Below are 25,414 nucleotides of genomic sequence, written 5' to 3'. Positions count from 1 at the left end.
GGACGTCGGTGGACGGCTCGGCGGACGGCGTGGACGGTCCGAGGGCGGCGTCGCCGGGCACGCCGGACGTCACGTTGGCCGGTGCGCGGGTGCTGGTGGCGGGGCTGGGACTGTCGGGGCGCGCCTCCGTGCAGGTGCTGGAGCGGCTCGGGGCGCAGGTCCGGACGTTCGACGACCGCGCCGGTGCCGCGGACGAGCACGACGCGGACGACTTCCTGTCGCGCGACGGCCTCGCGGAGCTCGACCTCGTCGTCACGTCGCCGGGCCTGCCGCCGCGGCACCCCCTGCTCGCGGCTGCCGTCGAGCGCGGCGTACCGGTGTGGAGCGAGGTCGAGCTGGCCTGGCGGGTCCGGGTCGACCGTGCCGGCGGCGCGGGCCCCGCGCCCTGGCTGGCCGTCACGGGCACCAACGGGAAGACGACCACGGTCGGGATGCTGGAGTCGATCCTGCGGGCCGCCGGTGAGCACGCGGTGTCCGCCGGCAACGTCGGCAACCCGCTGGTGCTCGCCGCGACCGACCCTGCCAACGACGTGCTGGCCGTCGAGCTGTCCAGCTTCCAGCTGCACTTCACCAGCAGCATGGCGGCGCAGGCGGCGGCCGTGCTCAACGTCGCGGCGGACCACCTCGACTGGCACGGCTCCATGGCGGCGTACGCGGCGGACAAGGGCCGCGTGTTCGACGGGGTGGAGCGGGCCTGCGTGTACTCGGCGGCCGATCCGGTGACGCGGCGTCTGGTCGAGGAGGCCGACGTGGTCGACGGTGCCGTCGCCGTCGGGTTCACGCTCGGCGTGCCGTCGGTCGGTCAGGTCGGCGTGGTGGAGGACGTGCTGGTCGACCGGGGATTCGCCAGGCTGCGGCACACGCACGCGCAGGAGCTGGCGACCCTGGACGACCTCGCCCAGCTGGCCGGCCCGGACGGGCAGGTGCCGCCGCACGTGGTGTCCAACGCCCTGGCGGCCGCCGCGCTGGCCCTCGCCCACGGCGTCGCGCCGGTCGACGTCCGCGACGGCCTGCGCGCCTTCGCACCGGGGGCGCACCGCATCGTGACGGTCGCGCAGCGCGGCTCCGTGGCCTGGATCGACGACTCGAAGGCGACGAACGCGCACGCCGCCGCCGCCTCGCTCGCGGCGTTCGGCGAGGAGAGCGTGGTGTGGATCGCCGGCGGCCTCGCGAAGGGCGCCACGTTCGACGAGCTCGTGCAGCAGCGCCGCGACCGGCTCCGCGCCGTCGTGCTGATCGGCGTCGACCGTGCACCGCTGCGGGACGCCCTGGCCCGACACGCGCCGCAGGTCCCGGTGGTCGAGGTGGTCGCCGGTGACACTGAACCGGTGATGACCCGTGCCGTGCAGACCGCCGAGCGGCTCGCCGCCCAGGCGCCCGCCGGCACCCAGGTGAACGTGCTGCTCGCCCCCGCGTGCGCGTCCATGGACCAGTTCACGTCCTACGCGGAGCGCGGCGACGCCTTCGCTGCCGCCGTCCGGGGCCTGTCCGGGCAGTCGTGAACCCCGTGGTCTCCGCCCAGCCGGACGCCGTCGCGGCGGACCCGGCGCGGCGCCGTTCCGCGCTCGGGCACTGGAACAGCGCCGTCACCAGCTACTACGTGCTGGCGGGGTCGTCGGCCCTGCTGCTCGTCATCGGCCTGGTGATGGTGCTGTCGAGCTCCAGCGTCGAGTCCCTGCAGAAGGGCAACTCGGCGTACGCCGTCTTCCTGGACCAGACCAAGTTCGCGCTGATCGGCCTGCCGCTCATGCTGATCGCGTCGCGGCTGCCCGTGCGGGTGCTGCGCAAGCTGGCCTGGCCGGCGCTCGGCGCCGGCGTCGTGTTCCAGCTGATGGTGTTCGTGCCCGGCCTCGGCTGCGGGGCGGGCGGCAACCAGAACTGGGTGTGCCTTCCCGGTTTCTCCGGTCAGCCGTCCGAGGCGCTGAAGCTGGCGCTCGCCCTGTGGCTCGGCGCGGTGCTCGCACGCAAGCTGCCGCTGCTGCACCGCTGGCAGCACGCCCTGGTCCCGGTCATCCCGATCGGGGGCGTCATCCCGATCGGCACCGTGCTGCTCGGCCAGGACCTGGGCACCGCGATGGTGCTGCTGCTCCTGCTGTTCGGCGCGATGTGGATAGCCGCGGTGCCGCGGCGGTACCTAGTGGCGCTGGTCGTCGGCGGCGTCGCGGCGGTCATCCCGCTGGTGACCCTCGGCCACAACCGCGTCGGCCGCATCCGCTCCTGGCTGTCCGGCAGCTGCGACGTGCAGAACGAGTGCTACCAGACGCTGCACGGCGGCTGGGGGCTCGCGAGCGGCGGCTGGGGCGGCCTCGGCCTGGGGGAGAGCCGCGAGAAGTGGTCGTACCTGCCGGCCGCCCACAACGACTTCATCTTCGCGATCATCGGCGAGGAGCTCGGCCTGATCGGCACCCTGCTGGTGCTCGCCCTGTTCGCGCTGCTCGCCTTCGCGATGGTTCGCGTCATCCGGCGGCACCCCGACCCCATGGCCCGCATCACCACGGGCGCGATCCTGTGCTGGATCGTCGGCCAGGCGATGATCAACATCGCCGTGGTGATCGGTCTGCTGCCCGTCATCGGCGTCCCGCTGCCGCTCGTCTCCGCCGGAGGTTCAGCCCTGATCATGACGATGGCCGCGATCGGTGTGGTGCTGGCGTTCGCCCGATCCGAACCGGGTGCCGCCGAGGCGCTCGCGGCCCGACCGTCGGTGGTGCGCCGGTCGCTGGCCGTCCTGGGGCGCGCGCGTGGCTGACGACCCGGGCTCCGTCCTGCTCGCCGGTGGTGGCACGGCGGGCCACGTGAACCCGCTGCTGGCGGTCGCCGACGCGCTGCGCGCAGCGCGTCCTGGGATCCGGATCACCGTGCTCGGCACCCGGGAGGGCCTCGAGTCGGACCTGGTCCCCGCCTACGGCCTGCCGCTCGCGATCGTCCCCCGTGTCCCGCTGCCGCGGCGTCCGAGCGGGGCGCTGCTGCACCTGCCGGCGCGGCTGCGCGCCGCGGTCGGAGCCGCCACGTCCGCCCTGGAGGACGCCGGGGCGCAGGTCGTCGTGGGCTTCGGCGGCTACGTCTCCACCCCGGCGTACCTCGCAGCGCGCCACCGCGGGCTGCCCGTCGTGGTGCACGAGCAGAACGCTCGTCCGGGCCTGGCGAACCGGCTCGGAGCCCGCTGGGCGCGTGCGGTCGCGGTGACGTTCCCGGGAACCGTGCTGCCGCACGCCCAGGTGACGGGTCTGCCGCTGCGCGCTGCCGTCGCAGCGCTCCTGGAGGAGCGCGCGAGCGACCCCGCGGGCGCGCGTCGTCGGGCGGCCGCCGACCTGGGCCTCGACCCCGACCTGCCGACGTTCCTGGTCACCGGTGGGTCGCTCGGTGCGCTCAGCATCAACCGGGCGGTCTCGGCGGCGGCGAGCGACCTGCTCGGATCCGGCGTGCAGGTGCTGCACCTCACCGGCCGCGGCAAGGCCGACCCCGTCCGCCGGGCCACGGAGGACCTGCCCGGCGCGGAGCGCTACCACGTGCTGGAGTACCTGTCCCGGATGGAGCTGGCGCTCGCGGTGGCGGACCTGGTGGTCGGCCGCGCGGGCGCGGGCACCGTGTGCGAGCTCGCTGCCCTCGGCATCCCGGCGGTGTACGTGCCGCTGCCGGTCGGCAACGGGGAGCAGCGCCTGAACGCCGCCTCGGTCGTCGCCGCCGGCGGTGGCCTCCTGGTGGACGACACGGCGCTGGACGCCTCATGGCTGCGCGCCCACGTGCTGCCGCTGCTGGTCGGAGCGGGCGCGGCACGGCAGCGGGCGCAGATGGCGCGGGCGGCCGCATCGGTGGGCGTCCGCGACGCGGCGCAGCGGGTGGCCCAGCTGGTGCTCGACCAGCTGCCGCCCGCCGCACCGCCGGCGTCGCCGTCCGAGGCGTCGGAGTCCGGCGAGCCCGACCCCACCGGTCCTGAGGAGCAGGGCGACGAGGTGCCCTCCGTCGACTCCCTCGGCCGGGTGCACCTGATCGGCGTCGGTGGTGCGGGCATGTCCGCCGTCGCGGCGCTGCTGGCCGCCCGCGGCCTGGACGTCTCGGGCTCCGACGCCCAGGACGGTCCTGCGCTGCCCGGCCTGCGCGAGGCCGGCGTTCGCGTGCACGTCGGGCACGATGCGTCGGCGGTCCGGGACGTCGACACCGTGGTGGTCTCCTCCGCGGTACGGGAGACCAACCCTGAGCTGGCGGCCGCGCGTGCGGCCGGTCTGCGCGTCCTGCACCGCTCCCAGGCGCTGGCCGCCCTGATGGCCGGTCGGGACTCCGTCGCCGTGGCGGGTGCGCACGGCAAGACGACCACCTCCGCGATGGTGGCGACCGCCCTGATGCACGCCGGGGCGGACCCGTCGTTCGCCATCGGCGGCACGGTGCTGACCGCGGACGGACCGGTCGGTGGTGGACGGCACGGCGACGGACCGTTCGTCGCCGAGGCGGACGAGTCCGACGGGTCGTTCCTCGCCTACCGGCCTCTCGTCTCCGTGGTGACCAACGTCGAACCGGACCATCTCGACCACTACGGGACCAGGGAGGCGTTCGAGGCCGCCTTCGCGGCGTTCGCGGACCGGATCCGTCCCGGTGGCCAGCTCGTGGCGTGCTCGGACGACCCCGGCGCGGCCCGTCTGGTGCGGACCGTGGCGGACCGGCTCGCCGCCCGTGGGGTCCAGTTGGTCACCTACGGCCGCTCGGCCGGGTCGGACGTGCACGTCGGCCCGACCCGCGCGACGGCAGACGGCTGGGAGACCGAGCTGACCGCGGGCGCCGAGCGGGTCGTGGTGCAGCTCGCCGTCCCCGGCGCGCACAACGGCCTGAACGCCGCCGCTGCGTGGGCGGTGCTGCGCCGTCTCGGCCTCGACGCGACGGCGGCCGCAGAGGCGCTGGCTGCCTTCCGGGGCACGGGACGGCGGTTCGAGGACCGGGGGACCGCAGGCGGGGTGCGCGTGGTCGACGACTACGCCCACCACCCGACGGAGATCGCGGCGCTGCTGGGCGCCGCGCGTCAGGTCGTCGGCGCCGGCCGGGTCCTCGTGCTGTTCCAGCCGCACCTCTACTCCCGCACACGGACGTTCGCCGACGAGTTCGCGCACGCGCTCGAGCTCGCCGACGCCGTGGTGGTCACCGACGTCTACGCCGCGCGCGAGGATCCCGAGCCCGGCGTGACGGGTGCCCTGATCGTCGACCGCATGACCACGCCGGGCCGCGGCCGGTTCGTCGCGGACCGGACCGAGGCGGCGTCCGCCGTCGTGTCCCTCGCGCGTCCGGGCGACCTGGTGCTCACCGTCGGCGCGGGTGACGTGACGCAGCTGGCGCCCGTGGTGCTCGCGGCCCTGCACGCCCGGCTGGGCGCCGGTGGGGTGGACCCGGGCGGGCCGGAGCCGACCTGATGAGCCCGTCCCGCCCACCCGCTCCCCGTACCCGGCCGCCGTCGCCGGGTCGAACGGCGCCACGGAGCGCTGCACGACCCGAGGGTGCGCGCCCGCCGGTCGGCGACGCGGTCCGCGAACCGGTCCGCGAACCGCGCGCTGAGACGGGCGTGCCGACGGCCGGCCACGCGGCCGCGGCACCGTCGAAGAAGGCTGACGCACCGACCGGCTCCGCTGCGGTCCCCGCGCCGAACGGCTCGTCCGCGCTACCCGCCGCACCTGCTCAGAGCCGGTACCAGAGCGCCACCACCTACCAGGTGCGCCGGTTCGGGGGCCCGGTTCGTCCGCCCGTCGTGTCCACGCGCTCGGTGCAGCGCTTCGCCGAGCGGGCACGCGCACGCCGCACGCTCGCGCGTCGGCAGATCGCCCTCGCGGCGGCTGCCGTCCTGCTCGTCGGCGCACTGGCCTGGTTGCTGCTCTGGTCCCCGGTGCTGGCGTTGCGGCCCGCGGACGTGACCGTCGCCGGAGCCGGCACCGTCGTGGCCGTCGACCAGGTGCGGGCCGTCGTCGCGAAGGACACCGGCGTCCCGCTGCCGCGCCTCGGGACCGTGGCACTGCGCGACAGGCTGCTCCAGGTGCCCGGAGTCCGGGAGGCTCGCGTCACGCGGGACTGGCCGCACGGGCTCACCGTGCAGCTCGTCGCGCGCGAGCCCGTGGCAGCCGTCCCGGAGAAGCAGGCGCCGGTCGGCGCGGCCGCGCCGGGCTTCGCCCTCCTCGACGAGGAAGGCGTCCAGGTGGGCCGTGCCGATGCGGCGCCTGCCGGGCTGCCCGTCGTCGACGTGCCGGCCGGTGACGCGCGCACGCTGCAGGCGGTCCTCGGCGTGCTGCGCCAGCTGCCACCGGCACTCCTGGCCGAGGTCGCCGGCGTGGCGGCCCAGACCCAGGACACCGTGACCATGCACCTGCGCGACGGCGTCGAGGTGGACTGGGGGAGCTCCCAGGAGACGGCGCTGAAGATCGCGGTCCTCACCGCGCTCCGGGCCTCGCCGACGGCGAAGGGGGCGCACGTCTACGACGTGTCGGCGCCCCGCCTGCCGATCACCCGCTGAGCCGAGCCCGTCACGGATCACCCGCCGACACGCGCGGCGCGGTCGTTGATCGGGATGGGGCGCGGACCTAGCGTCACGCACTGACGACAGACCTGACATAACTCTAACCCTCAACTTGAGGGTGAAGGTTGAAGCGACGCTCCGCGTGTCGGAGCGGCGACCGCGGCCCGGCCGCGACCCGCACGACGCGAGAACGAGAGGCACCCACCGTGGCAGCTCCGCAGAACTACCTGGCGGTCATCAAGGTCGTCGGCATCGGCGGCGGCGGCGTGAACGCCGTGAACCGCATGATCGAGGTCGGTCTCAAGGGCGTCGAGTTCATCGCGATCAACACCGATGCACAGGCCCTGCTCATGTCCGACGCGGACGTCAAGCTCGACGTCGGCCGCGAGCTGACCCGCGGGCTCGGCGCCGGCGCCGACCCGGAGGTCGGCAAGAAGGCCGCGGAGGACCACACCGAGGAGATCGAGGACGTCCTGCGCGGGGCGGACATGGTCTTCGTCACGGCGGGCGAGGGCGGCGGCACCGGCACCGGCGGTGCGCCGGTGGTCGCACGGATCGCCCGTTCGCTCGGCGCCCTGACGATCGGTGTCGTCACCCGGCCGTTCACCTTCGAGGGTCGCCGCCGCTCCAACCAGGCGGACTCCGGCATCGACGCCCTGCGCGCCGAGGTCGACACGCTGATCGTGATCCCCAACGACCGCCTGCTGTCGATCTCGGACCGCTCGGTCAGCGTCCTCGACGCGTTCCACTCCGCCGACCAGGTGCTCCTCTCGGGTGTGCAGGGCATCACCGACCTGATCACCACACCGGGCCTGATCAACCTCGACTTCGCGGACGTGAAGTCCGTGATGCAGGGCGCCGGCTCCGCCCTGATGGGCATCGGCTTCGCCCGAGGCGAGGACCGCGCGGTGCAGGCGGCCGAGATGGCGATCTCCTCGCCGCTGCTCGAGGCGAGCATCGACGGCGCCCACGGCGTCCTCCTGTCGATCCAGGGCGGCTCGGACCTCGGCCTCTTCGAGATCAACGAGGCCGCACGGCTGGTGCAGGAGGCGGCGCACCCCGAGGCGAACATCATCTTCGGCGCGGTCATCGACGACGCGCTCGGCGACGAGGTGCGGGTCACGGTCATCGCGGCCGGTTTCGACGGTGGTTCGCCTCAGGTGCGACGGGACGCGCGGGCCCTGGGCCAGGTGAGCGGTGGCAGCCAGCAGTCCGCGGCGGCGCGCCCGGCCGCCCTGCCGGGTGCTCACCAGACGCCCGTGGTCCCCGCGCCGCGGACCTACGTGCCTGAGCCGCTCGAGCCCGTCCAGGCGCCGGCCACCTCGCCGGTCCCCGCCTTCCTGTCGACCGAGGCGGAGCCCCGGCCGCTCACGGGCCCCCTCGAGGTGCCGCGGGTCTTCACCGAGGAGCCGCCCCGTCGCGAGACGGACGACCTGGACGTGCCGGACTTCCTCAAGTAGTCGATGAGCTCCAGCGCACCCCAGGCCGGTCTCGACGTGCTCGAGGCCGGCCTCGGTGCGTCGGTCCGTGCCGGGTTCACCACGCGAGCCGGTGGCGTGAGCCTCCCGCCGTGGGACGGCCTCAACCTCGGCCTGGCGGTGGGTGACGACCCGGACCGGGTGCGCCGCAACCGCGAGCTCCTGGCGGAGTGGGCCGGGGTCCCGGTGGCCTTCGCCACGCAGGTGCACGGGCGCGACGTCGTGGTCGTCGACGGCCCTCCTGCGGACGGGACGGACTCGGTCGCGGTCGCCGACGCCCTGGTGACCGCGCGGACCGACGTGGCGCTGGCGGTCCTCGTCGCCGACTGCGTCCCCGTGCTGCTCGCCGACCCCGACGCCGGGGTGGTGGCGGCGGTGCACGCCGGCCGTGGCGGCCTCGTGGCCGGCGTGGTCCAGGCGGCGCTCGACGTGATGACCGGCCTCGGCGCCCGCCTCGACCGGGTCGTCGCGGCGGTGGGACCGTCGGTCGCCGGGCGGTCGTACGAGGTGCCGGCCGACCTGCGCGACGCGGTGGCTCAGGTGGTGCCGGCCAGCGCGGCGACAACGTCGTGGGGCACGCCCGCGCTCGACCTCCCCGCGGGCGTCGTCGCCGTCCTGGCGGCATCAGGGGTGCACCGGGTCCACCGCCTGGATCGCGACACCTTCCGGGATCCGGGCCTCTACTCGCACCGCCGGGCGACCGCGGCCGGCACGACGACGGGCCGCTCCTGCGGGATCGTCCGGCTGCTGCCCGCGGCACCGCGTGTCGCGGCGCCGACCAGCGAGGACGCCTTGCTAGCGTGACGAGCGCAGTGCTTCCGCCGGTGGCGCTGCGCCGTCTCCGGGGGTCGACCCGGACGGGTGGGGGACCGGAGACGTCCGGAGGATGGGAGCAGACGCGATGGCTGGAGCGTTGCGGAAGACGATGCTGTACCTCGGTCTGGCCGACGAGCGGCCCGAGGAGCAGGACGAGTGGGTCGAGGACGACGTCGAGGAGGCCGAGGTGCCGGACCAGTTCGAGGCTCAGGTCACCCCGCTGCGGCGACCCACCCGCGTCACCGGTGCCGCCGTCGCTGCGGCGACGTCCAGCGAGCTGCGCCGCATCACCACCATCCACCCGCGCTCGTACAACGACGCGCGCAAGATCGGTGAGGCGTTCCGGGACGGGGTCCCGGTGATCATGAACCTCACGGACATGGACGACGCGGACGCCAAGCGCCTGGTGGACTTCTCCGCCGGCTTGATCTTCGGCCTGCACGGTGCGATCGAGCGCGTCACCAGCAAGGTGTTCCTGCTCTCCCCGGCGACGGTCGAGGTCTCCGGCGAGGGGCACGGCTCCGACGCGGCGGGGCGTCCCGGCTTCTACAACCAGAGCTGACCGGTGGGCCTGGTCCGCGCCGTCCTGCACCTGGCGGTCCTGGTCTTCTTCCTGATCCTGCTCGTGCGGATGGTGCTCGACTGGGTCCAGGTCTTCGCCCGCACGTGGCGCCCGACGGGCGTGGCTCTGGTGGTCGCCGAGGCGACGTACACGGTCACGGACCCGCCGCTGCGCCTGCTGCGGCGGTTCTTGCCCCCGCTGCGGCTCGGACCGGTGCAGCTCGACCTGGCGTTCACCGTGCTGTTCCTCATCTGCATCGTGCTGCTCTCGGTCATATAGGACAGAAGGGGCCGACTGCCGGTCGCGAACGGGCGAACAGCCGTGAAGTGGCCTCCGAGAGCGGCCCCTTGACCGGGCTCCTCTCCCGGACGGCACGCGTGTCGGGGGGAGTCCGGCTCGCCGTTTGTCCGCTACGGTGGCCCGAGGCGGTCGGTGGACTGCCGCCGGCCTAGCAGCACGACCGACAGAGGTGACGACGATGGCACTGCTGACCGCAGACGACGTCCTGAACAAGAAGTTCCAGTCGACGAAGTTCCGCGAGGGGTACGACCAGGACGAGGTCGACGACTTTCTCGACGAGATCGTCAACACCCTGCGTGAGCTGCAGAACGAGAACGAGGACCTCAAGACGAAGCTCGCGGCAGCCGAGCGTCGGATCGCGGAGCTGAGCCGCACCGGTGCGCAGCAGCAGCCGCCCGCGCCGAAGCCCGAGCCGGCGCCGGTTCCGGAGCCCGTCCAGGCCCCCGCGCCCGCACCGGTCGCCGCAGTCGCGCCCCCCATCCCGGCGGTCACCGCACCGGCGCCTCGCAACGAGCCCGAGTCCGCCACCGGGATGCTCGCGCTGGCGCAGAAGCTGCACGACGACTACGTGCGCAGCGGTCAGGAGGAGTCCGACCGCCTCATCAACGAGGCCAAGTCTCGTGCCACGCACATCGTCCGCGAGGCGGAGGAGACCTCCCAGCGGACTCTCGGTCAGCTGGAGCAGGAGCGGTCGCTGCTCGAGCGCAAGATCGACGAGCTCCGGGTGTTCGAGCGCGACTACCGCACGCGCCTGAAGAGCTACCTCGAGAACCTCCTCGGCGACCTGGACAACCGAGGCAACGCGCTGCCTCCGCGCAGCGGCCAGGCGCAGCCCGTCGGTGAGGTCCAGGGCATCTGAGTCCGCGGCCTCCCGCAGTCCGCAACGTCGTCGTCGCGCCGCCCGGCGCCCCCTCTGGGGTGCCGGGCGGTCGTGCGCGTGCGGCGTCGCCACCTCGTGGTCCGGCCGGTGCGAGGTCGTCGTCGACCGCTTCCCTGACCTGCGCCTAGGCCCGGACGCGGCAATCGACGCGGGTTCCGCGAGACTTCAGCCGGTCACCGCGGGCGAACGGGTGCGTGTCCTGTTGTGCTCCGGCCTGCGCACGAATACATTCGCGTGACTCCAGCGAGGGGGGACCGACGGCCATGAACGAGGCACTCACCACGCTCACCGCGAGCGGCGAGACCAAGGACCTGAGCACGATGGTGAAGCAGTTCCCCGTACGGGACGGCGAGAAGCCGTGGACGGCGGCCGAGGTGACGGAGGTCGCCGACGAGCTGACGGCGGAGCGCGAGCGGCTCGAGGGCGAGCTGGTGAACGCCGACGCCGAGCTGTCCGAGCTGTTGCGGCACTCCGGCGACGGAGCCGGTGACGACCAGGCCGACTACGGGTCCTCGGCGCTCGAGCGGGAGCACGAGCTGACGCTGGTGAACAACACCCGCGACCTGCTCGAGCAGACGCGTCACGCCTTGGAGCGCATCGCGGCGGGCACGTACGGCGCCTGCGAGTCCTGCGGCAAGCCGATCGGCAAGGCTCGGCTGCAGGCCTTCCCGCGAGCCACGCTCTGCGTCGAGTGCAAGCAGCGCGAGGAACGGCGCTGACGCGCCCGTAGACTCCTGCGGTGCCCACGCCTGACGAGCCACGACCGATCGCCGGTACCGCCCAGCAGGCCGATCCAGACTCCTCGCGGTCCGCATCGACCGGGAGTGCGGCCGGGGCGCCGGCGCACCGGCGGCTGCTCGTCCTGGTCGTGGTGCTGGCGGCGCTGGTGCTGGTCGTCGACCAGCTGACGAAGGCGTGGGCGCTCCGTGCACTGGCGGACGGACTGCGCCGTCCGGTGCTCGACAGCCTCCTGGGGCTCCAGCTGGTGTTCAACCCCGGTGCCGCGCTGTCGATCGCGACCGGCATGACCTGGGTGCTGACGATCATCGCGGCTACCGTCGTGGTGGTCGTCGTGCGGGTGTCGCGGCGGCTCGGCTCCACCGGGTGGGCGCTGGCGTTCGGCCTGCTGCTCGGCGGCGCTGTGGGCAACCTGGTCGACCGGCTGGTCCGGGCGCCCGGACCGGCGCGCGGGCACGTCGTCGACTTCATCGCGTACGGCCACCTCTTCGTCGGCAACGTCGCCGACGTGGCGATCGTCGTGGCCGCCGTGCTGGTGGTGCTCCAGACCATGCGTGGTGTCCAGCTGGACGGGGGCAGGCCGGAGCGCGTCGCGCGCGGGGGGGCGGCCGCGTCGGCGGACGACGTCCCGCAGTGAGCGAGCGACGGAGCCTGCCCGTGCCGGACGGTCTCGCCGGGGAACGGGCGGACGCTGCCGTGGCACGGCTGCTCGGCCTGTCCCGCACGCGCGCGGCCGACCTGGTCGAGGCGGGCGCCGTGGCCCTGGACGGCCGGCCACTCGGCAAGTCGGACCGTCTCGTCGCGGGCGGGTGGCTCGAGGTGGAGCTGCCCGACGTGGCCTCGTCCGCGGCCGTTCCGCCGCCGGAACCGGTGCCGGGGATGGTGGTCCGGTACGACGACGACGACCTCGTGGTCGTCGACAAGCCCGTGGGGGTGGCGGCGCACCCGTCGCCGGGCTGGACCGGTCCGACGGTGGTGGGGGCGCTCGCCGCTGCGGGGTACCGGGTCTCCACGTCGGGGGCCGCCGAGCGGCAGGGTGTCGTGCACCGGCTGGACGTCGGCACCTCGGGGCTGATGGTCGTCGCCAAGAGCGAGAGGGCGTACACGGCGCTCAAGCGGGCGTTCAAGGAGCGCACGGTCGAGAAGGTCTACCACGCCCTGGCCCAGGGGCATCCGTCGCCGGCGACCGGCACGATCGACGCCCCCATCGGGCGGCACCCGTCGTCGGACTGGAAGTTCGCGGTGGTCGCCGACGGGAAGCCGTCGGTCACGCACTACGAGGTGATCGAGGCGCTTCCGGGTGCCTCGCTCGCGGAGGTCCACCTCGAGACGGGCCGGACCCACCAGATCCGCGTGCACTTCGCGGCGCTGCGCCACCCGCTGGTCGGGGACGTCACCTACGGCGCGGACCCGGCGCTCGCGCAGCGGCTGGGGCTCACCCGGCAGTGGCTGCACGCGGTCCGCCTCGGCTTCGAGCACCCGGCGACGGGAAGCTGGCTCGAGGTCGTCAGCGAGTACCCGCAGGACCTCCAGCACGCCCTGGACGAGCTGCGATCGACGTATCGCTGACCCTGCCGCGGCACGCCCGACGACACACCGGGGGGCGTCGGTGGGGCGACGTAGGATCGCCCGCATGGCAGCGGCGGGTGGCTCGAAGAGCACCGACTTCGTCCACCTCCACGTGCACACCGAGTACTCGATGCTGGACGGTGCGGCCCGGATCGGCGAGCTGTTCGACGAGGCGGAACGCCTCGGCCAGAAGGCCATGGCGATCACCGACCACGGCTACCTGTTCGGTGCGTTCGAGTTCTGGCAGAAGGCCAAGGCGCACGGGATCAAGCCGATCATCGGCGTCGAGGCGTACGTCACGCCGGGCACCAGCCGGTTCGACCAGACGAGGGTCCGGTGGGGCGAGGCGCACCAGGCGGCCGACGACGTCTCCGCGCGTGGCGCGTACACGCACCTGACGCTGCTGTCCCGGACCACCGCCGGCATGCACAACCTCTTCCGGCTCGGCTCGGAGGCGTCCCTCGAGGGCCAGATGGGCAAGTGGCCCCGGATGGACCGCGAGCTGCTCTCGCGGTACGCGGAGGGCTTGATCGCCACCTCCGGCTGCCCCTCCAGCGAGGTGCAGACGAGGTTGCGGCTCGGCCAGTTCGACGAGGCGCTGCGCGCCGCCGGCGAGCTGCAGGACATCTTCGGCAAGGAGTACTTCTACGTCGAGCTGATGGACCACGGCCTCGACATCGAGCGCCGGGTGATCAAGGACCTCCTGCGCATCGCCGAGGCCCTGGACGCACCGCTCGTCGCCACCAACGACCTGCACTACACGCGCGAGGAGGACGCCCACGCGCACGAGGTTCTGCTGGCCGTGCAGTCCGGCTCGACGCTCGACGAGCCGACCTCCGACCAGGGCGGCAGCCGGTTCGCCTTCGGCGGGACGGGCTACTACCTGCAGTCGGCGGCGCAGATGCGAGCCACCTGGGCGGAGCTGCCCGAGGCGTGCGACAACACCCTGCGCATCGCCGAGCAGTGCGAGGTCGAGTTCACCACCGGCGTCAACTACATGCCCCGGTTCGACACCCCGCCCGGGGAGAACGAGGACTCCTGGTTCATCAAGGAGGTGGAGCGCGGCCTGCAGCGGCGGTACCACGGGCAGGTGCCTGAGGACGTGCGCCGCCAGGCGGAGTACGAGACCGGCGTGATCACCCAGCTCGGGTTCTCCGGCTACTTCCTCGTCGTCGCCGACTTCATCAACTGGTCGAAGTCCCAGGGCATCCGGGTCGGGCCCGGCCGTGGGTCCGCGGCGGGCTCGATGGCGTCCTACGCGATGGGCATCACCGAGCTCGACCCGCTGAAGCACGGGCTGATCTTCGAGCGCTTCCTCAACCCCGAGCGCATCTCCTGGCCGGACGTCGACGTGGACTTCGACGAGCGCCGGCGCGGCGAGGTGATCCGTTACGTCACGGAGAAGTACGGCGAGGACCGGGTCTCGCAGATCGTCACCTACGGCACCATCAAGGCGAAGCAGGCGCTCAAGGACTCCTCGCGCGTGCTCGGGTTCCCCTTCGCCATGGGTGACAAGCTCACGAAGGCGATGCCGCCGGCGGTCATGGGCAAGGACATCCCGCTGTCCGGCATGTACGACCCCGAGCACCCGCGCTATGCGGAGGCAGAGGAGTTCCGCCAGGTCGTCGCGGCCGACCCCGAGGCGCAGCGGGTGCTGGAGACGGCGCGCGGGCTGGAGAACCTCAAGCGGCAGTGGGGCGTCCACGCCGCCGGCGTGATCATGTCGAGCGTCCCGCTGACCGACGTCGTCCCGATCATGAAGCGGCCGCAGGACGGCGCGATCATCACGCAGTTCGACCAGCCGGCGTCCGAGGCGCTGGGCCTGATCAAGATGGACTTCCTCGGCCTGCGGAACCTGACGATCCTGGACGACGCGCTGGCGAACATCGTCGCGAACGGCAAGCCGGCGATCCTCATCGAGGACACGCCGCTCGACGACCAGCCGACGTACGACCTGCTGGCGCGCGGCGACACGCTCGGGGTGTTCCAGCTGGACGGCGGACCGATGCGCTCGCTGCTGCGGCAGATGCGACCGGACAACTTCGAGGACATCTCCGCCGTCATCGCCCTGTACCGGCCGGGCCCGATGGGCATGAACTCGCATATCAACTACGCGCTACGCAAGAACAAGCTGCAGAACGTCGAGCCGATCCACCCCGAGCTCGAGGAACCGCTGCAGGACGTCGTCGGCATCACCTACGGCCTGATCGTCTACCAGGAGCAGGTGCAGCGAGCGGCCCAGAAGCTCGCCGGGTACACGCTCGGCCAGGCCGACCTGCTGCGTCGCGCGATGGGCAAGAAGAAGAAGGAGATCCTCGAGAAGGAGTTCATCCCGTTCCAGGCCGGGTGCCGCGCGAACGGGTACTCCGACGGGGCGATCCAGGCGGTGTGGGACACGCTCGTCCCGTTCGCGGGGTACGCGTTCAACAAGGCGCACTCGGCGGCGTACGGCGTCGTCTCCTACTGGACGGCGTTCCTCAAGGCGAACTACCCGACCGAGTACATGGCCGCCCTGCTCACCTCGGTGCGTGACGACAAGGACAAGTCGGCGCTGTACCTCGGCGAGTGCCGGCACATGGGCATCACGGTGCTGCCGCCGGACGTCAACTCCTCCTCCGCCCTGTTCACCGCCGTCGGCGACGACATCCGGTTCGGCCTGACGGCGGTACGCAACGTCGGCGCGAACGTGGTGGACGCGATCGTGAAGGCCCGCGAGGAGAAGGGGGCGTTCACCTCCTTCACCGACTTCCTCGACAAGGTGCCCGCCGTGGTCTGCAACAAGCGGACGATCGAGTCGCTGATCAAGGCGGGGGCGTTCGACTCCTTGGGTCATACCCGGCGTGGGCTGCTGCTGGTGCACGAGCAGGCGGTGGACTCGGTCATCGGCGTGAAGCGCAAGGAGGCGGAGGGGCAGTTCGACCTGTTCGCCGATCTGATGGGTGGCGGCGCGGACAGCGGTCCGGGCTTCGCCGTGACCGTGCCGGACGTGCCGGACTGGGACAAGCGGCAGCGGCTGCAGTTCGAGCGCGAGATGTTGGGCCTGTACGTGTCCGACCACCCGCTGTCCGGGCTGGAGCACGTGCTGACGACGGCGGCCGACGTGTCGATCGCCACCCTGCTGGCCGACGAGGCGCGACCGGACGGGTCGATGGTGGTGGTGGCCGGCCTGGTCACGTCGCTGCAGCGCAAGATGTCCAAGCAGGGGAACCCGTGGGCCGTCATCACGCTGGAGGACATGGAGGGCTCGATCGAGGTGCTCTTCTTCGGCGAGACGTACCTGGCGTACTCCACCGTGCTGGCCGAGGACGCCGTCCTCGTCGTGCGAGGCCGGGTGCGGCGTCGGGACGAGCAGCTGCAGCTGCAGGCCAACGAGGTGACCCTGCCGGACATCTCGCAGGGCACCGACGCTCCGCTGCTCGTCTCGCTCCCGGTGGCGCGGTGCACGCCGCCGGTGGTCGAGCGGCTGCGCGAGGTGCTGGGAACGCATCCCGGCGTGACCGAGGTGCGGCTCCGGCTGACGAGCCCGGGCCGCGCGACGGTGATGCGGCTCGGCGACGGCCTGCGCGTGGAGCGCACCCCGGCCCTCTTCGGCGACCTGAAGGCGCTGCTCGGACCGAGCTGCCTGGCCTCCTGAGGACGGAACGCCGCACGCCGCGGGTCTCGGACGCCCCGGACCCGCCGCGGAGGCCCGCCTAGACTGCGCCCCGTGATCTCCCGCATCGACCTGCGCGGCCGTTCCCTGTCCCGACGTGAGCTGATCGACGCGCTTCCTCGGGCGGAGCTGGACGTCGAGCACGCCGCCGCCGCGGTGCTCCCCGTGCTCGAGGCGGTGCGGACGCGCGGTGCTGCTGCGCTCCGGGAGCTGGGGGAGCGGTTCGACGGCGTGCGCCCCGAGCACCTGCGGGTGCCGGCGGACGTCCTGGCGCGAGCGGTCGAGGCGCTGGCACCGGAGATCCGCGACGCCCTGGAGGAGACGATCCGTCGCGTCCGCCAGGTGCACGCCGCCCAGCGGCCCGCGCCGTTCGTCACGGACCTCGCGCCCGGCGCCCAGGTGCGGCAGCGCTGGATCCCGGTGCGGCGGGTCGGGCTGTACGTCCCCGGCGGCCTGGCCGTCTACCCGTCGTCGGTGGTGATGAACGTCGTCGCGGCGCAGGAGGCCGGGGTCGGGTCGCTGGCCGTCGCCTCGCCGCCGCAGAAGGACCGTGGCGGCCTTCCGGACCCCGTGGTGCTGGGCACCTGCGCGCTGCTCGGCGTGGACGAGGTGTACGCCGTGGGAGGAGCCCAGGCGGTGGCGATGTTCGCCTACGGCGCCGTCGGGGAGGACGACCGCGACGGTGCGGTGCTGTGCGAGCCGGTGGACGTGATCACGGGACCCGGCAACGTCTACGTCGCGGCCGCCAAGCGCCTGGTCCGAGGGCGGGTCGGCATCGACGCGGAGGCGGGACCCACCGAGATCGCGATCCTCGCGGACGAGTCCGCGGACGCGCGGCACGTCGCTTCGGACCTGGTCTCGCAGGCGGAGCACGACCCGCTGGCGGCGGCGGTGCTGGTCACGCCGTCGTCGGCGCTCGCGGACGCCGTGGACGCCGCGCTGGCTCAGCTGGTGCCCGCGACGGCGAACGCGGAGCGCGTGCGGACGGCCCTGGCCGGTACGCAGTCGGCGATCGTGCTGGTGGACGACCTCCCCGCGGGGCTCGAGGTGGTCAACGCGTACGGTGCCGAGCACCTGGAGATCCAGACGCAGGACGCCGCCGCGCTCGCCGAGCAGGTGACGAGCGCCGGCGCGATCTTCGTCGGCCCGTACTCGCCGGTGTCGCTCGGGGACTACATGGCCGGGTCGAACCACGTGCTGCCGACCGGGGGCTCGTCGCACTTCACGAGCGGGCTCGGGGTCCACTCGTTCGTCCGCCCGGTGCAGGTCGTCGAGTACGACGCCGAGGCCCTGGCCGCCGTGGCGGACCGGGTCGTCGCGCTCGCCGACGCCGAGCGGCTGCCGGCTCACGGTGAGGCGGTGCGGGCCCGCTTCTGACGGCCGTCCGCGGGGTGAGGCGGTCCGCGGGGTGCGGCGGTGGGCGCACGAGGTTGCGCGCCGGCCCGCACGGCGGACCGCTGCAGGGGTGCTCCGAGGCGCTCCCTAGACTCGTCCGGTGACCGCCGACCAGCCGCGTGCCGCCCTGCCCCTACGACCCGAGCTGGCAGGTCTGCACCCCTACGGCGCGCCGCAGCTGGACGTCCCCGTGCGGCTGAACGTCAACGAGAACCCGTACCCTCCCTCGCCCGCCGTGGTCGACGACATCGCTGCCGCGGTGCGCACCGCTGCCGCGACCCTCAACCGGTACCCCGACCGGGACTTCGCCGACCTCCGGGCAGACCTGGCGACCTACCTGCTCGCGGAGTCGGGCGTCCGGCTCGGCCCGTCTCAGATCTGGGCGGCCAACGGGTCCAACGAGGTGATGCTGCACCTGCTGCAGGCCTTCGGCGGCCCGGGGCGGACCGCGGTGTCGTTCGCCCCCACGTACTCGATGTATCCCGAGTACGCCCGTGACACGTCGACCCGGTGGGTCACCGGCCGCCGCGCGGAGGACTTCAGCCTCGACCCGGCGCACGCGCACGACGTGATCGCCGAGGAGCGGCCGAGCGTCGTGCTCCTCGCCAGCCCCAACAACCCCACGGGAACCGCGCTGCCTCTCGCGACCGTCGAGGCCGTGCTCGCGGCGGCCGCCGAGGTGCCCGACGGCTGCGTCGTCGTCGTCGACGAGGCGTACGGCGAGTTCCGCCGTCGCGGCACGCCGTCAGCGCTCGAGCTGCTCGTCGACCACCCCAACCTCGCCGTGAGCCGCACGATGTCCAAGGCGTTCGGCCTCGCCGGCGGGCGGGTCGGGTACCTCGCCGCCGCCTCAGACCTGGTCGACGCGCTGCGCGTGGTGCGGCTGCCGTACCACCTGTCGGCGGTGACGCAGGCGGTCGCGCGCGCCGCGCTGGCGCACTCCGAGGAGCTGATGGCCCAGGTCGGGGCGCTGCGGGACGAGCGTGACCGGCTCGTGGCGTGGCTGCGGGACAAGGGGCTCACGGCGGCCGACTCGGACGCCAACTTCGTGCTGTTCGGGGTCCTCGACGACGCGCACCGCGTCTGGCAGGGTCTGCTCGACCGTGGCGTGCTGATCCGTGAGGTCGGCCCGGCCGGATGGCTGCGGGTGTCGGTCGGCACCCCGCAGGAGACGGCGGCCTTCAAGGCCGCCCTGGTGGAGGTGGCGGGACTGTGAGCGGTCGCACGGCGCGGGTGGAGCGCTCGACGAGCGAGTCGAGCGTGGTGGTCGAGCTGGACCTCGACGGGTCCGGGCGGACGACGATCGACACCGGCGTGCCGTTCTACGACCACATGCTCACGGCGCTCGGCAAGCACGCGTTGCTCGACCTGACGGTGCAGTCGCGGGGCGACACGCACATCGACGCGCACCACACGGTCGAGGACACGGCCATCGTGCTCGGCGAGGCGCTGCGTGAGGCGCTGGGCGACAAGCGCGGGATCGCCCGGTTCGGGGACGCCACCGTGCCGCTCGACGAGGCGCTCGCCCAGGCGGTGGTCGACGTGTCCGGGCGCCCGTACTTCGTGCACTCCGGTGAGCCGGCCGGGCAGCAGTACCACCTCATCGGGGGCCACTTCACCGGCTCCCTGACGGCGCACGTGCTCGAGTCGATCGCACACCACGCGGCGATGACCATCCACGTGCGCGTGCTGGCCGGCCGCGACCCCCACCACATCGTCGAGGCGCAGTTCAAGGCGCTGGCACGCGCGCTGCGCGCGGCCGTGGCGCTCGACCCGCGGGTGGAGGGTGTGCCGTCCACCAAGGGCGCCCTGTGAGCGGCGCCGTGCCGTCGGGGGCTGACGACGACCCGCTCGCGGGTCTGGAGATCCCGGACGACCTCTCGGAGCTGGACGACGAGGTCCCCTCGGTCGCGCTCGTCGTGACACCCGTGGCCGACCCGGCGCCGCTCGCGGCCACCTGTGCGCTGGCCAAGGTCGACGTCGACGCCGTCCCGTCGGACGTCGGCGCGATCGCCGTGCTGCGCGACCCGGGCGCCGGTGAGCAGGGGGCCGCGGCGATCTCCGAGCTGCTGCGCGCCGTGCCGGTCGTGCTGCTGGAGCGCCGTGAGGAGCAGGTGTCCGCCACGCACTGGGTCGCTGGCGAACGCACGCGGGACCTCCCACCGGGCCTGGTGCTGTCCGACGCGCCCCAGCTCCTCGAGGACCTGCTGCTCGGGGGCCTGCGAGCAGCCGACGTGCCGGGCACGGTGACCAGCGTCGGCATGACCCGGTGGCGGGCCCTGCGAACCCTCGCCGGGCGGCGCTCGCGGGACTGACGCCGCCGCGCGCCGGACCCGGACGCGGGCGCCGCGGAGACGGCGCGCGATGCGCAGGTACCCTGACGGCGTGCCTCAGCAGCCCCACGTCGTGGTCCTGGACTACGGCTTCGGCAACGTGCGCTCCGCCGTGCGCGCGCTCGAGAGGGTCGGGGCGCAGGTCGAGCTGACCGCCGACAAGGACCGCGCCCAGCAGGCCGACGGCCTCGTCGTGCCCGGCGTCGGCGCATTCGCCGCCGTGATGGCCGGGCTGCGCGCCGTCGGGGGTGACCAGGTCGTCGACCGCCGCCTCGCCGGTGGCCGGCCGGTGCTCGGCATCTGCGTCGGGATGCAGGTGATGTTCGCGGAGGGCGTCGAGCACGGTGTGCGCACCGCGGGGCTGGGGGAGTGGCCCGGGCTGGTGGACCGCCTCGAGGCACCGGTCGTTCCGCACATGGGCTGGGCCACCGTGCAGCCTCCGGAGGGGTCGACGCTCTTCGCCGGGCTCGAGGACGAGCGCTTCTACTTCGTGCACTCCTACGCCGCGCGGTCGTTCCCGCTCACGGGATCGGCGGCGCGTCCCAGCCCGATGGCACCGCCGTTGGTGACGTGGGCCGAGCACGGTGACCGGTTCGTCGCCGCCGTGGAGAACGGTCCCCTGGCAGCGACCCAGTTCCATCCCGAGAAGTCCGGCGACGCCGGGGCGCAGCTGCTGTCCCACTGGGTCGCCTCCCTGCGCTGACACGCGTCGCGCACGGCAGTCCCCTGGTTTCCGACGTGAGGAGCACGACGAGATGAGCGAGCCGCGCCTGCAGCTGCTGCCGGCGGTCGACGTGGTGGACGGCCAGGCCGTCAGGCTGGTGCAGGGGGAGGCCGGTTCCGAGACCGGGTACGGCGACGCTCTGGATGCGGCGCTCGCCTGGCAGCAGGCGGGCGCCGAGTGGGTGCACCTGGTGGACCTCGACGCGGCCTTCGGCCGCGGGTCCAACGCCGCGCTGCTCGCCGACGTCGCGGCTCAGCTCGCCGAGCGGGGGGTCCGGGTCGAGCTGTCCGGCGGCATCCGCGACGACGCCTCCCTCGACAGGGCGCTCGCGACCGGCGCGGCACGGGTGAACCTGGGCACGGCGGCGCTCGAGGACCCGGGGTGGACGGCCTCGGCCATCGCGGCGCACGGCGACCGCGTCGCGGTGGGACTCGACGTGCGGGGCACCACGCTCGCCGCACGGGGCTGGACGAAGGACGGCGGGGACCTGTGGGAGGTCCTCGCCCGCCTCGATGACGCGGGCTGCGCCCGCTACGTCGTGACGGACGTGACCAAGGACGGCACCCTGCGAGGCCCCAACGTCGACCTTCTCCGCCAGGTGTGCGGCCGCACGTCCGCGCCGGTGGTCGCCTCGGGCGGCGTCTCGAGCCTGGACGACCTGCGCACGCTGCGCGCGCTCGTCCCGGTCGGCGTCGAGGGTGCCATCGTGGGCAAGGCGCTGTACGCCGGTGCCTTCACGCTGGAGGCGGCGCTGCAGGTCGCCGGGCGCCCGTGAGCCCGCGCGAGCTCCCGCCGACCTCGGCGTTCGCGCACGACGACGGCTCCGCGGACCCGGCGCTCGCGGCCGTGGTCAGCGCCTACGCACAGGGACGGTCGTCGTTGGCCGACGTCGTGGTCGCGCTGAGCGCCACCAGGGTGCTGGTGCCGGTGCTGGCCCACGCCGAGGTGTCCGCCGAGCAGGCTGCCGCCGAGCACGCCGGCGACTCGACGGCCTCGGCCGGCGTCGTCGGGCTGCAGATCGAAGACGGGCGCACCGCGCTGCCGGTGTTCAGCAGCGTCGCCACCCTGGCGGCGTGGCGCCAGGACGCTCGGCCGGTACCGGCCGAGGCGTCGCGTGCGGCGCAGTCCGCCGTGTCCGACGGCTGGCCCGTGCTGGTGCTGGACCCTGCGGGCCCGACGGCCGTGACGGTGCCTCGTCCGGCGGTGGTGGCGCTGGCGGAGGGCCGCCCCTGGGAACCGGCGGTCGCAGACGGAGCCGTGGTGGTAACGGTCCGGGACGCCGTTCGCGCCGCCCTCGACGGGCTCGACGGTGTGGTGGCCTGCGCGGCGGTGCCGGGCGGGCGTGCCGAGGTCGCCGTGGACCTCACGTTGCGGGCGGGCCTGGACCGCCAGCAGCTCGACGCGCTGCTGCAGCGGGTCGGCGAGCGGCTCGCGGCGGACCCCGTGGCCGCGGAGCGGGTCGACTCGTTCGAGCTCAGGCTGCGCAGCGCCTGACGCGACCGGTGGAGCGCGCCGGACCGGGGGCCGGTCAGCCGGTGCAGGTCGGCGCGGGGCTGAAGGCCGAGCTGTCGTCGAGCATGCGGCGCAGCGTGCTGACCGGTACCAGGTAGCTGTGCCCGTCCGTGCTCTTGGCGTAGACGACGCCGATCACGGTGCCGTCGGCACCGAGCGCCGCCGACCCGGAGCTGCCCGGTTCCACCGGGGCGTCGGTCACCAGCACCTGCCCGAGCGTCGCGTTCAGCGGGTCGGTCGTGGACCCGATGACGTGCCCGTCGGTCAGCGTGAGCCGGCTGCCCAGCGGGTAGCCGACGACCGTCACGGGGTCACCGGTCTGCGGGTCGTGGGCGGCCAGCTGGGGCGCCGACGGCAGCGCGTCGGCGGTCCGGACGATCGCCAGGTCCGCCAGCTTCGCGGTGCTGGCCGCGGTGACCGCTACGTCGCGGCCGTCGTACGTCGACACCTGCAGGGATGCCGAGTCGGCGACGACGTGCTTGTTGGTCACCAGCTCGTGGTCCGTCAGTGCGAAGCCGGACCCGGTGGAGACCTGGCCGCAGCCGACGTTGCGGACGCGGACCGCCATCCGCCGTACGGCGTCGAACCCGTCCGCCGACAGCGTCGACGTGCCTGCGGAGATCGACGGCGTCGGCAGGCTGGTCGGTACGACACTGGTCGGGACGGGGGGCGGCATCCCGGGCAGCACCCCGCAGCCGGCCAGCAGGGCGGCGCCGCCCACGAGTGCGACGGCGACGGGACGTCTCACCGCGACAGCTCCCGCTGCAGCGCGGTGTTCGCGGCGGTCGCCTGCCCGCAGTACGACTGCACGTCGTTGCGATAGCTCGCCAGGGACGCCGGGTCGTAGGCGGAGGCGTTGGTCAGGTAGCTGATCAGCTTGTTCTGGCCGTCGATGCAGGTGGCGAGGGAGGTCGCGACCTTGCCGGCCGCCTGCGACACCCGTGCCTGGTAGTCGGCGAGCTGCTGCTGGGCGGCGGTGGTGTCGCCGAGCTTGGCCTTCTCGTCGGCCAGCTGGGTGATCCGCTGCTGTGCGGTGTCGAGCTGGGAGCGGGTGGCGGTCAGCTCGTCCTGCGCCGCCTTGAGATCCGCCTGGGCCTGGGCGAGCTGGTCCCCGTGGGTGTGTGCCAGCGCCTGCCACTGCGCGGACGAGCGCTGCCACGCGGTCGTCACCTGGATCATCCGGCCGACCGCGACGAGGGCGACGACCAGGGCGACGACGAGCACGACGACCAGGGGCGCGGGGCGCCGACGCCCGCGGCGACCCGGCTCGACGACCGGGAGCGGCCGCGTCTCGTCGTCCCGGTGCGGGGGCTGGCTCCAGACGAGGCCGGTCGGCTCATCGCTCACGCGGCAAGGATAGGAGCGCGCCGCTCAGGACACGGGACCGGTGAACTTCTCGCCGGGGCCCTCGCCACGGGCGTCCGGGTACGGGGACGCCTCGCGGAACGCCAGCTGCAGCGACCGGAGCCCGTCGCGCAGCGGCCGGGCGTGCTGATCGCCGAGGTCCGGCGCGGACGCGGTCACCAGGGCCGCCAGCGCGGTGATCAGCTTCCGGGCCTCGTCCAGGTCGAGGTACGCGGCACCGGCTCCCGCGGGCCCGTCCTCCGCGAGCCCGCACTTCACCGCCGCCGCGCTCATCAGGTGCACGGCCGCGGTGCTGATCACCTCGCCTGCCGACACGTCGGCGATGTCGCGCGTCGCCTCGGCGACCGACTCGTGCACGTGAGCAGGACGCGTCGTGGCGTCGGAGCCGTGCGCCTCGGCGGAGGCGCTCACCGGCTGCTCGGGGCTGGCGTTCGCGGTCATGGGACGCATCCTCTCATCGTGTCCACGGGCGCCCGCGTACCGGCTCGGGAGGGGCCGCCGCCGCCGTCTGGTAGCCTGTGGTACGACTGACCTGGCGCAGGCCCTGTCCTGTGCTCCCACGGACCATCCGCGGGGGTGCGGACGGACGCACGCGTCGGGTGCACAAGTGGAGAACCTCCCACCTTGGTCCCGACCGCACAGCACGTCCGCCGGACGTGCTGACGACAGGGTCCGGGTCCAGTCCGCAGCACACGGCCGCGCCGTGTGCCGCCGCGTGGTCACCAACCACCGGTGCGGTGCTGCCGAGGCCTCCGCCTGTGCCCAGGGCGGGGGCCTTCCTCGTTCCCGGGCGGTCGTCCGTCACGACTCTCGAGGAGCACCACATCAGCGAGCCCCGCATCAACGATCGGATCCGCGTCGCCGAGGTCCGCCTGGTCGGCCCCAACGGCGAGCAGGTCGGCATCGTCCGCGTGGAGGACGCACTGCGCCTTGCCCAGGACGCCGACCTCGACCTCGTCGAGGTGGCCCCCGACGCCCGCCCGCCGGTCGTCAAGATCATGGACTACGGCAAGTTCAAGTACGAGGCCGACATGAAGGCCCGTGAGGCTCGCCGGAACCAGACGAACACGGTCCTCAAGGAGATCCGGTTCCGCCTGAAGATCGACCCGCACGACTACGCCACGAAGAAGGGGCACGTCGAGCGCTTCCTCAAGGGCGGCGACAAGGTCAAGGTCATGATCATGTTCCGGGGTCGCGAGCAGTCGCGCCCGGAGATGGGCGTGCGCCTGCTGCAGCGCCTGGCCGACGACGTGACCGAGCTGGGCTTCATCGAGTCGATGCCCAAGCAGGACGGCCGCAACATGATCATGGTGCTCGGGCCGACCAAGAAGAAGGCGGACCAGCGCAGCGAGCAGCGCCGGGCCCAGGCAGCGGCCAAGCCCGCCGAGGCGGCTGCCCCTCAGCAGCCGGCAGCGGCTCCCGCCGACGAGCAGGCGGCCGGTGCGGCTCCCACGACGGCACCCGCCGCGGCGCCCGTACCTGCTGCCGCGCCGGCACCTGCAGCCGCGGCCCCCGCAGCTGCGGCTCCGGCTGCTGCTGCACCCGCACGGGCGGTTCCGTCCGCCGCGCGCCCGGCAGCTGCGCCGGCGTCGACGCCTCGGCCGAG

The 25,414-nt window shown here is 73.7% G+C and carries 24 protein-coding genes; 21 read left to right on the top strand and 3 right to left on the bottom strand.

The annotated features are described in order from the left end of the window. Positions 1-29: 29 nt before the first annotated feature. The 20 genes from murD to N0B34_RS16100 all read left to right on the top strand — a co-directional run bounded on the left by murD (position 30) and on the right by N0B34_RS16100 (position 22,425). Positions 30-1,502: a UDP-N-acetylmuramoyl-L-alanine--D-glutamate ligase gene (gene murD / locus N0B34_RS16200; protein ID WP_263732377.1), complete on the top strand. Its 1,473-nt coding sequence runs from the start codon at positions 30-32 to the stop codon at positions 1,500-1,502. After that, on the top strand, positions 1,499-2,746 hold the full coding sequence (gene ftsW / locus N0B34_RS16195) for a putative lipid II flippase FtsW (protein ID WP_412175760.1): 1,248 nt from the start codon (positions 1,499-1,501) through the stop codon (positions 2,744-2,746). The genes murD and ftsW overlap by 4 nt, the downstream gene beginning before the upstream one ends. Further along, positions 2,739-5,393 (top strand): UDP-N-acetylmuramate--L-alanine ligase, encoded by a 2,655-nt coding sequence (gene murC, locus N0B34_RS18075; RefSeq protein ID WP_318529998.1) that lies wholly within the window; start codon positions 2,739-2,741, stop codon positions 5,391-5,393. Before ftsW ends, murC begins: the two co-directional genes overlap by 8 nt. Before the next feature lie 149 nt (positions 5,394-5,542). After that, positions 5,543-6,481 carry a cell division protein FtsQ/DivIB gene (locus N0B34_RS16180; RefSeq protein WP_263732307.1) on the top strand — a complete coding sequence of 313 codons (939 nt, stop codon included), beginning with the start codon at positions 5,543-5,545 and terminating at the stop codon, positions 6,479-6,481. 209 nt (positions 6,482-6,690) lie between these two features. Further along, the gene (ftsZ, locus tag N0B34_RS16175; protein ID WP_263732306.1) at positions 6,691-7,944 is read left to right on the top strand and encodes a cell division protein FtsZ; all 1,254 of its coding nucleotides are present in this window, start codon (positions 6,691-6,693) and stop codon (positions 7,942-7,944) included. A 3-nt stretch (positions 7,945-7,947) separates the two neighbouring features. After that, complete coding sequence (gene pgeF / locus N0B34_RS16170; protein WP_263732305.1) at positions 7,948-8,766, top strand: peptidoglycan editing factor PgeF; 819 nt, start codon at positions 7,948-7,950, stop codon at positions 8,764-8,766. Positions 8,767-8,863: 97 nt separating this feature from the next. Further along, a complete protein-coding gene (locus N0B34_RS16165) occupies positions 8,864-9,340 on the top strand; it encodes a cell division protein SepF (RefSeq protein WP_263732304.1) in 477 nt (158 codons plus the stop codon). Between the two features lie 3 nt (positions 9,341-9,343). Then, the gene (locus tag N0B34_RS16160) at positions 9,344-9,619 is read left to right on the top strand and encodes a YggT family protein (RefSeq protein WP_263732303.1); all 276 of its coding nucleotides are present in this window, start codon (positions 9,344-9,346) and stop codon (positions 9,617-9,619) included. A 199-nt stretch (positions 9,620-9,818) separates the two neighbouring features. Continuing rightward, positions 9,819-10,499 (top strand): DivIVA domain-containing protein, encoded by a 681-nt coding sequence (locus N0B34_RS16155; RefSeq protein ID WP_263732302.1) that lies wholly within the window; start codon positions 9,819-9,821, stop codon positions 10,497-10,499. A 284-nt stretch (positions 10,500-10,783) separates the two neighbouring features. Then, on the top strand, positions 10,784-11,239 hold the full coding sequence (locus N0B34_RS16150; RefSeq protein ID WP_263732301.1) for a TraR/DksA family transcriptional regulator: 456 nt from the start codon (positions 10,784-10,786) through the stop codon (positions 11,237-11,239). A 20-nt stretch (positions 11,240-11,259) separates the two neighbouring features. Beyond that, positions 11,260-11,895: a signal peptidase II gene (gene lspA, locus N0B34_RS16145; protein WP_263732300.1), complete on the top strand. Its 636-nt coding sequence runs from the start codon at positions 11,260-11,262 to the stop codon at positions 11,893-11,895. Then, entirely contained in the window at positions 11,892-12,827 is a 936-nt protein-coding gene (locus tag N0B34_RS16140) for an RluA family pseudouridine synthase (protein WP_263732299.1), read from the top strand. The genes lspA and N0B34_RS16140 overlap by 4 nt, the downstream gene beginning before the upstream one ends. A gap of 64 nt (positions 12,828-12,891) precedes the next feature. Then, positions 12,892-16,461, top strand: a complete 3,570-nt coding sequence (gene dnaE / locus N0B34_RS16135) for a DNA polymerase III subunit alpha (protein ID WP_263732298.1) — start codon at positions 12,892-12,894, stop codon at positions 16,459-16,461. Between the two features lie 72 nt (positions 16,462-16,533). Beyond that, a complete protein-coding gene (hisD, locus tag N0B34_RS16130) occupies positions 16,534-17,856 on the top strand; it encodes a histidinol dehydrogenase (protein ID WP_263732297.1) in 1,323 nt (440 codons plus the stop codon). A 118-nt stretch (positions 17,857-17,974) separates the two neighbouring features. After that, positions 17,975-19,090 carry a histidinol-phosphate transaminase gene (locus tag N0B34_RS16125; RefSeq protein ID WP_263732296.1) on the top strand — a complete coding sequence of 372 codons (1,116 nt, stop codon included), beginning with the start codon at positions 17,975-17,977 and terminating at the stop codon, positions 19,088-19,090. After that, a complete protein-coding gene (gene hisB / locus N0B34_RS16120; RefSeq protein ID WP_263732295.1) occupies positions 19,087-19,689 on the top strand; it encodes an imidazoleglycerol-phosphate dehydratase HisB in 603 nt (200 codons plus the stop codon). Before N0B34_RS16125 ends, hisB begins: the two co-directional genes overlap by 4 nt. Further along, positions 19,686-20,189, top strand: a complete 504-nt coding sequence (locus tag N0B34_RS16115; RefSeq protein WP_263732294.1) for a hypothetical protein — start codon at positions 19,686-19,688, stop codon at positions 20,187-20,189. Before hisB ends, N0B34_RS16115 begins: the two co-directional genes overlap by 4 nt. A gap of 49 nt (positions 20,190-20,238) precedes the next feature. Continuing rightward, complete coding sequence (gene hisH, locus N0B34_RS16110) at positions 20,239-20,910, top strand: imidazole glycerol phosphate synthase subunit HisH (RefSeq protein WP_263732293.1); 672 nt, start codon at positions 20,239-20,241, stop codon at positions 20,908-20,910. A 52-nt stretch (positions 20,911-20,962) separates the two neighbouring features. Continuing rightward, complete coding sequence (gene priA / locus N0B34_RS16105; RefSeq protein WP_263732292.1) at positions 20,963-21,706, top strand: bifunctional 1-(5-phosphoribosyl)-5-((5-phosphoribosylamino)methylideneamino)imidazole-4-carboxamide isomerase/phosphoribosylanthranilate isomerase PriA; 744 nt, start codon at positions 20,963-20,965, stop codon at positions 21,704-21,706. After that, the gene (locus tag N0B34_RS16100; protein ID WP_263732291.1) at positions 21,703-22,425 is read left to right on the top strand and encodes an SseB family protein; all 723 of its coding nucleotides are present in this window, start codon (positions 21,703-21,705) and stop codon (positions 22,423-22,425) included. Before priA ends, N0B34_RS16100 begins: the two co-directional genes overlap by 4 nt. 34 nt (positions 22,426-22,459) lie before the next feature. Here N0B34_RS16100 and N0B34_RS16095 read toward each other — a convergent pair whose 3' ends face one another. Genes N0B34_RS16095 through N0B34_RS16085 form a run of 3 tightly spaced genes read right to left on the bottom strand, consistent with a single transcriptional unit; the run spans position 22,460 to position 24,249 of the window. Beyond that, entirely contained in the window at positions 22,460-23,191 is a 732-nt protein-coding gene (locus tag N0B34_RS16095; RefSeq protein WP_263732290.1) for a S1C family serine protease, read from the bottom strand. Beyond that, positions 23,188-23,790: a hypothetical protein gene (locus N0B34_RS16090; protein WP_263732289.1), complete on the bottom strand. Its 603-nt coding sequence runs from the start codon at positions 23,788-23,790 to the stop codon at positions 23,188-23,190. Before N0B34_RS16090 ends, N0B34_RS16095 begins: the two co-directional genes overlap by 4 nt. A gap of 24 nt (positions 23,791-23,814) precedes the next feature. Further along, positions 23,815-24,249: a DUF1844 domain-containing protein gene (locus N0B34_RS16085; protein WP_263732288.1), complete on the bottom strand. Its 435-nt coding sequence runs from the start codon at positions 24,247-24,249 to the stop codon at positions 23,815-23,817. Positions 24,250-24,566: 317 nt separating this feature from the next. Here N0B34_RS16085 and infC point away from each other — a divergent pair. Continuing rightward, a partial coding sequence (gene infC / locus N0B34_RS16080; protein ID WP_263732287.1) for a translation initiation factor IF-3 occupies positions 24,567-25,414 on the top strand: 848 nt, incomplete at its 3' end.

The sequence above is a fragment of the Cellulomonas sp. SG140 genome, from assembly GCF_025770785.1.
Classification (GTDB): Bacteria; Actinomycetota; Actinomycetes; order Actinomycetales; family Cellulomonadaceae; genus Cellulomonas.
Note: the sequence above shows the minus strand (reverse complement) of the source record. Positions and strands in the feature narration are given on the sequence as shown.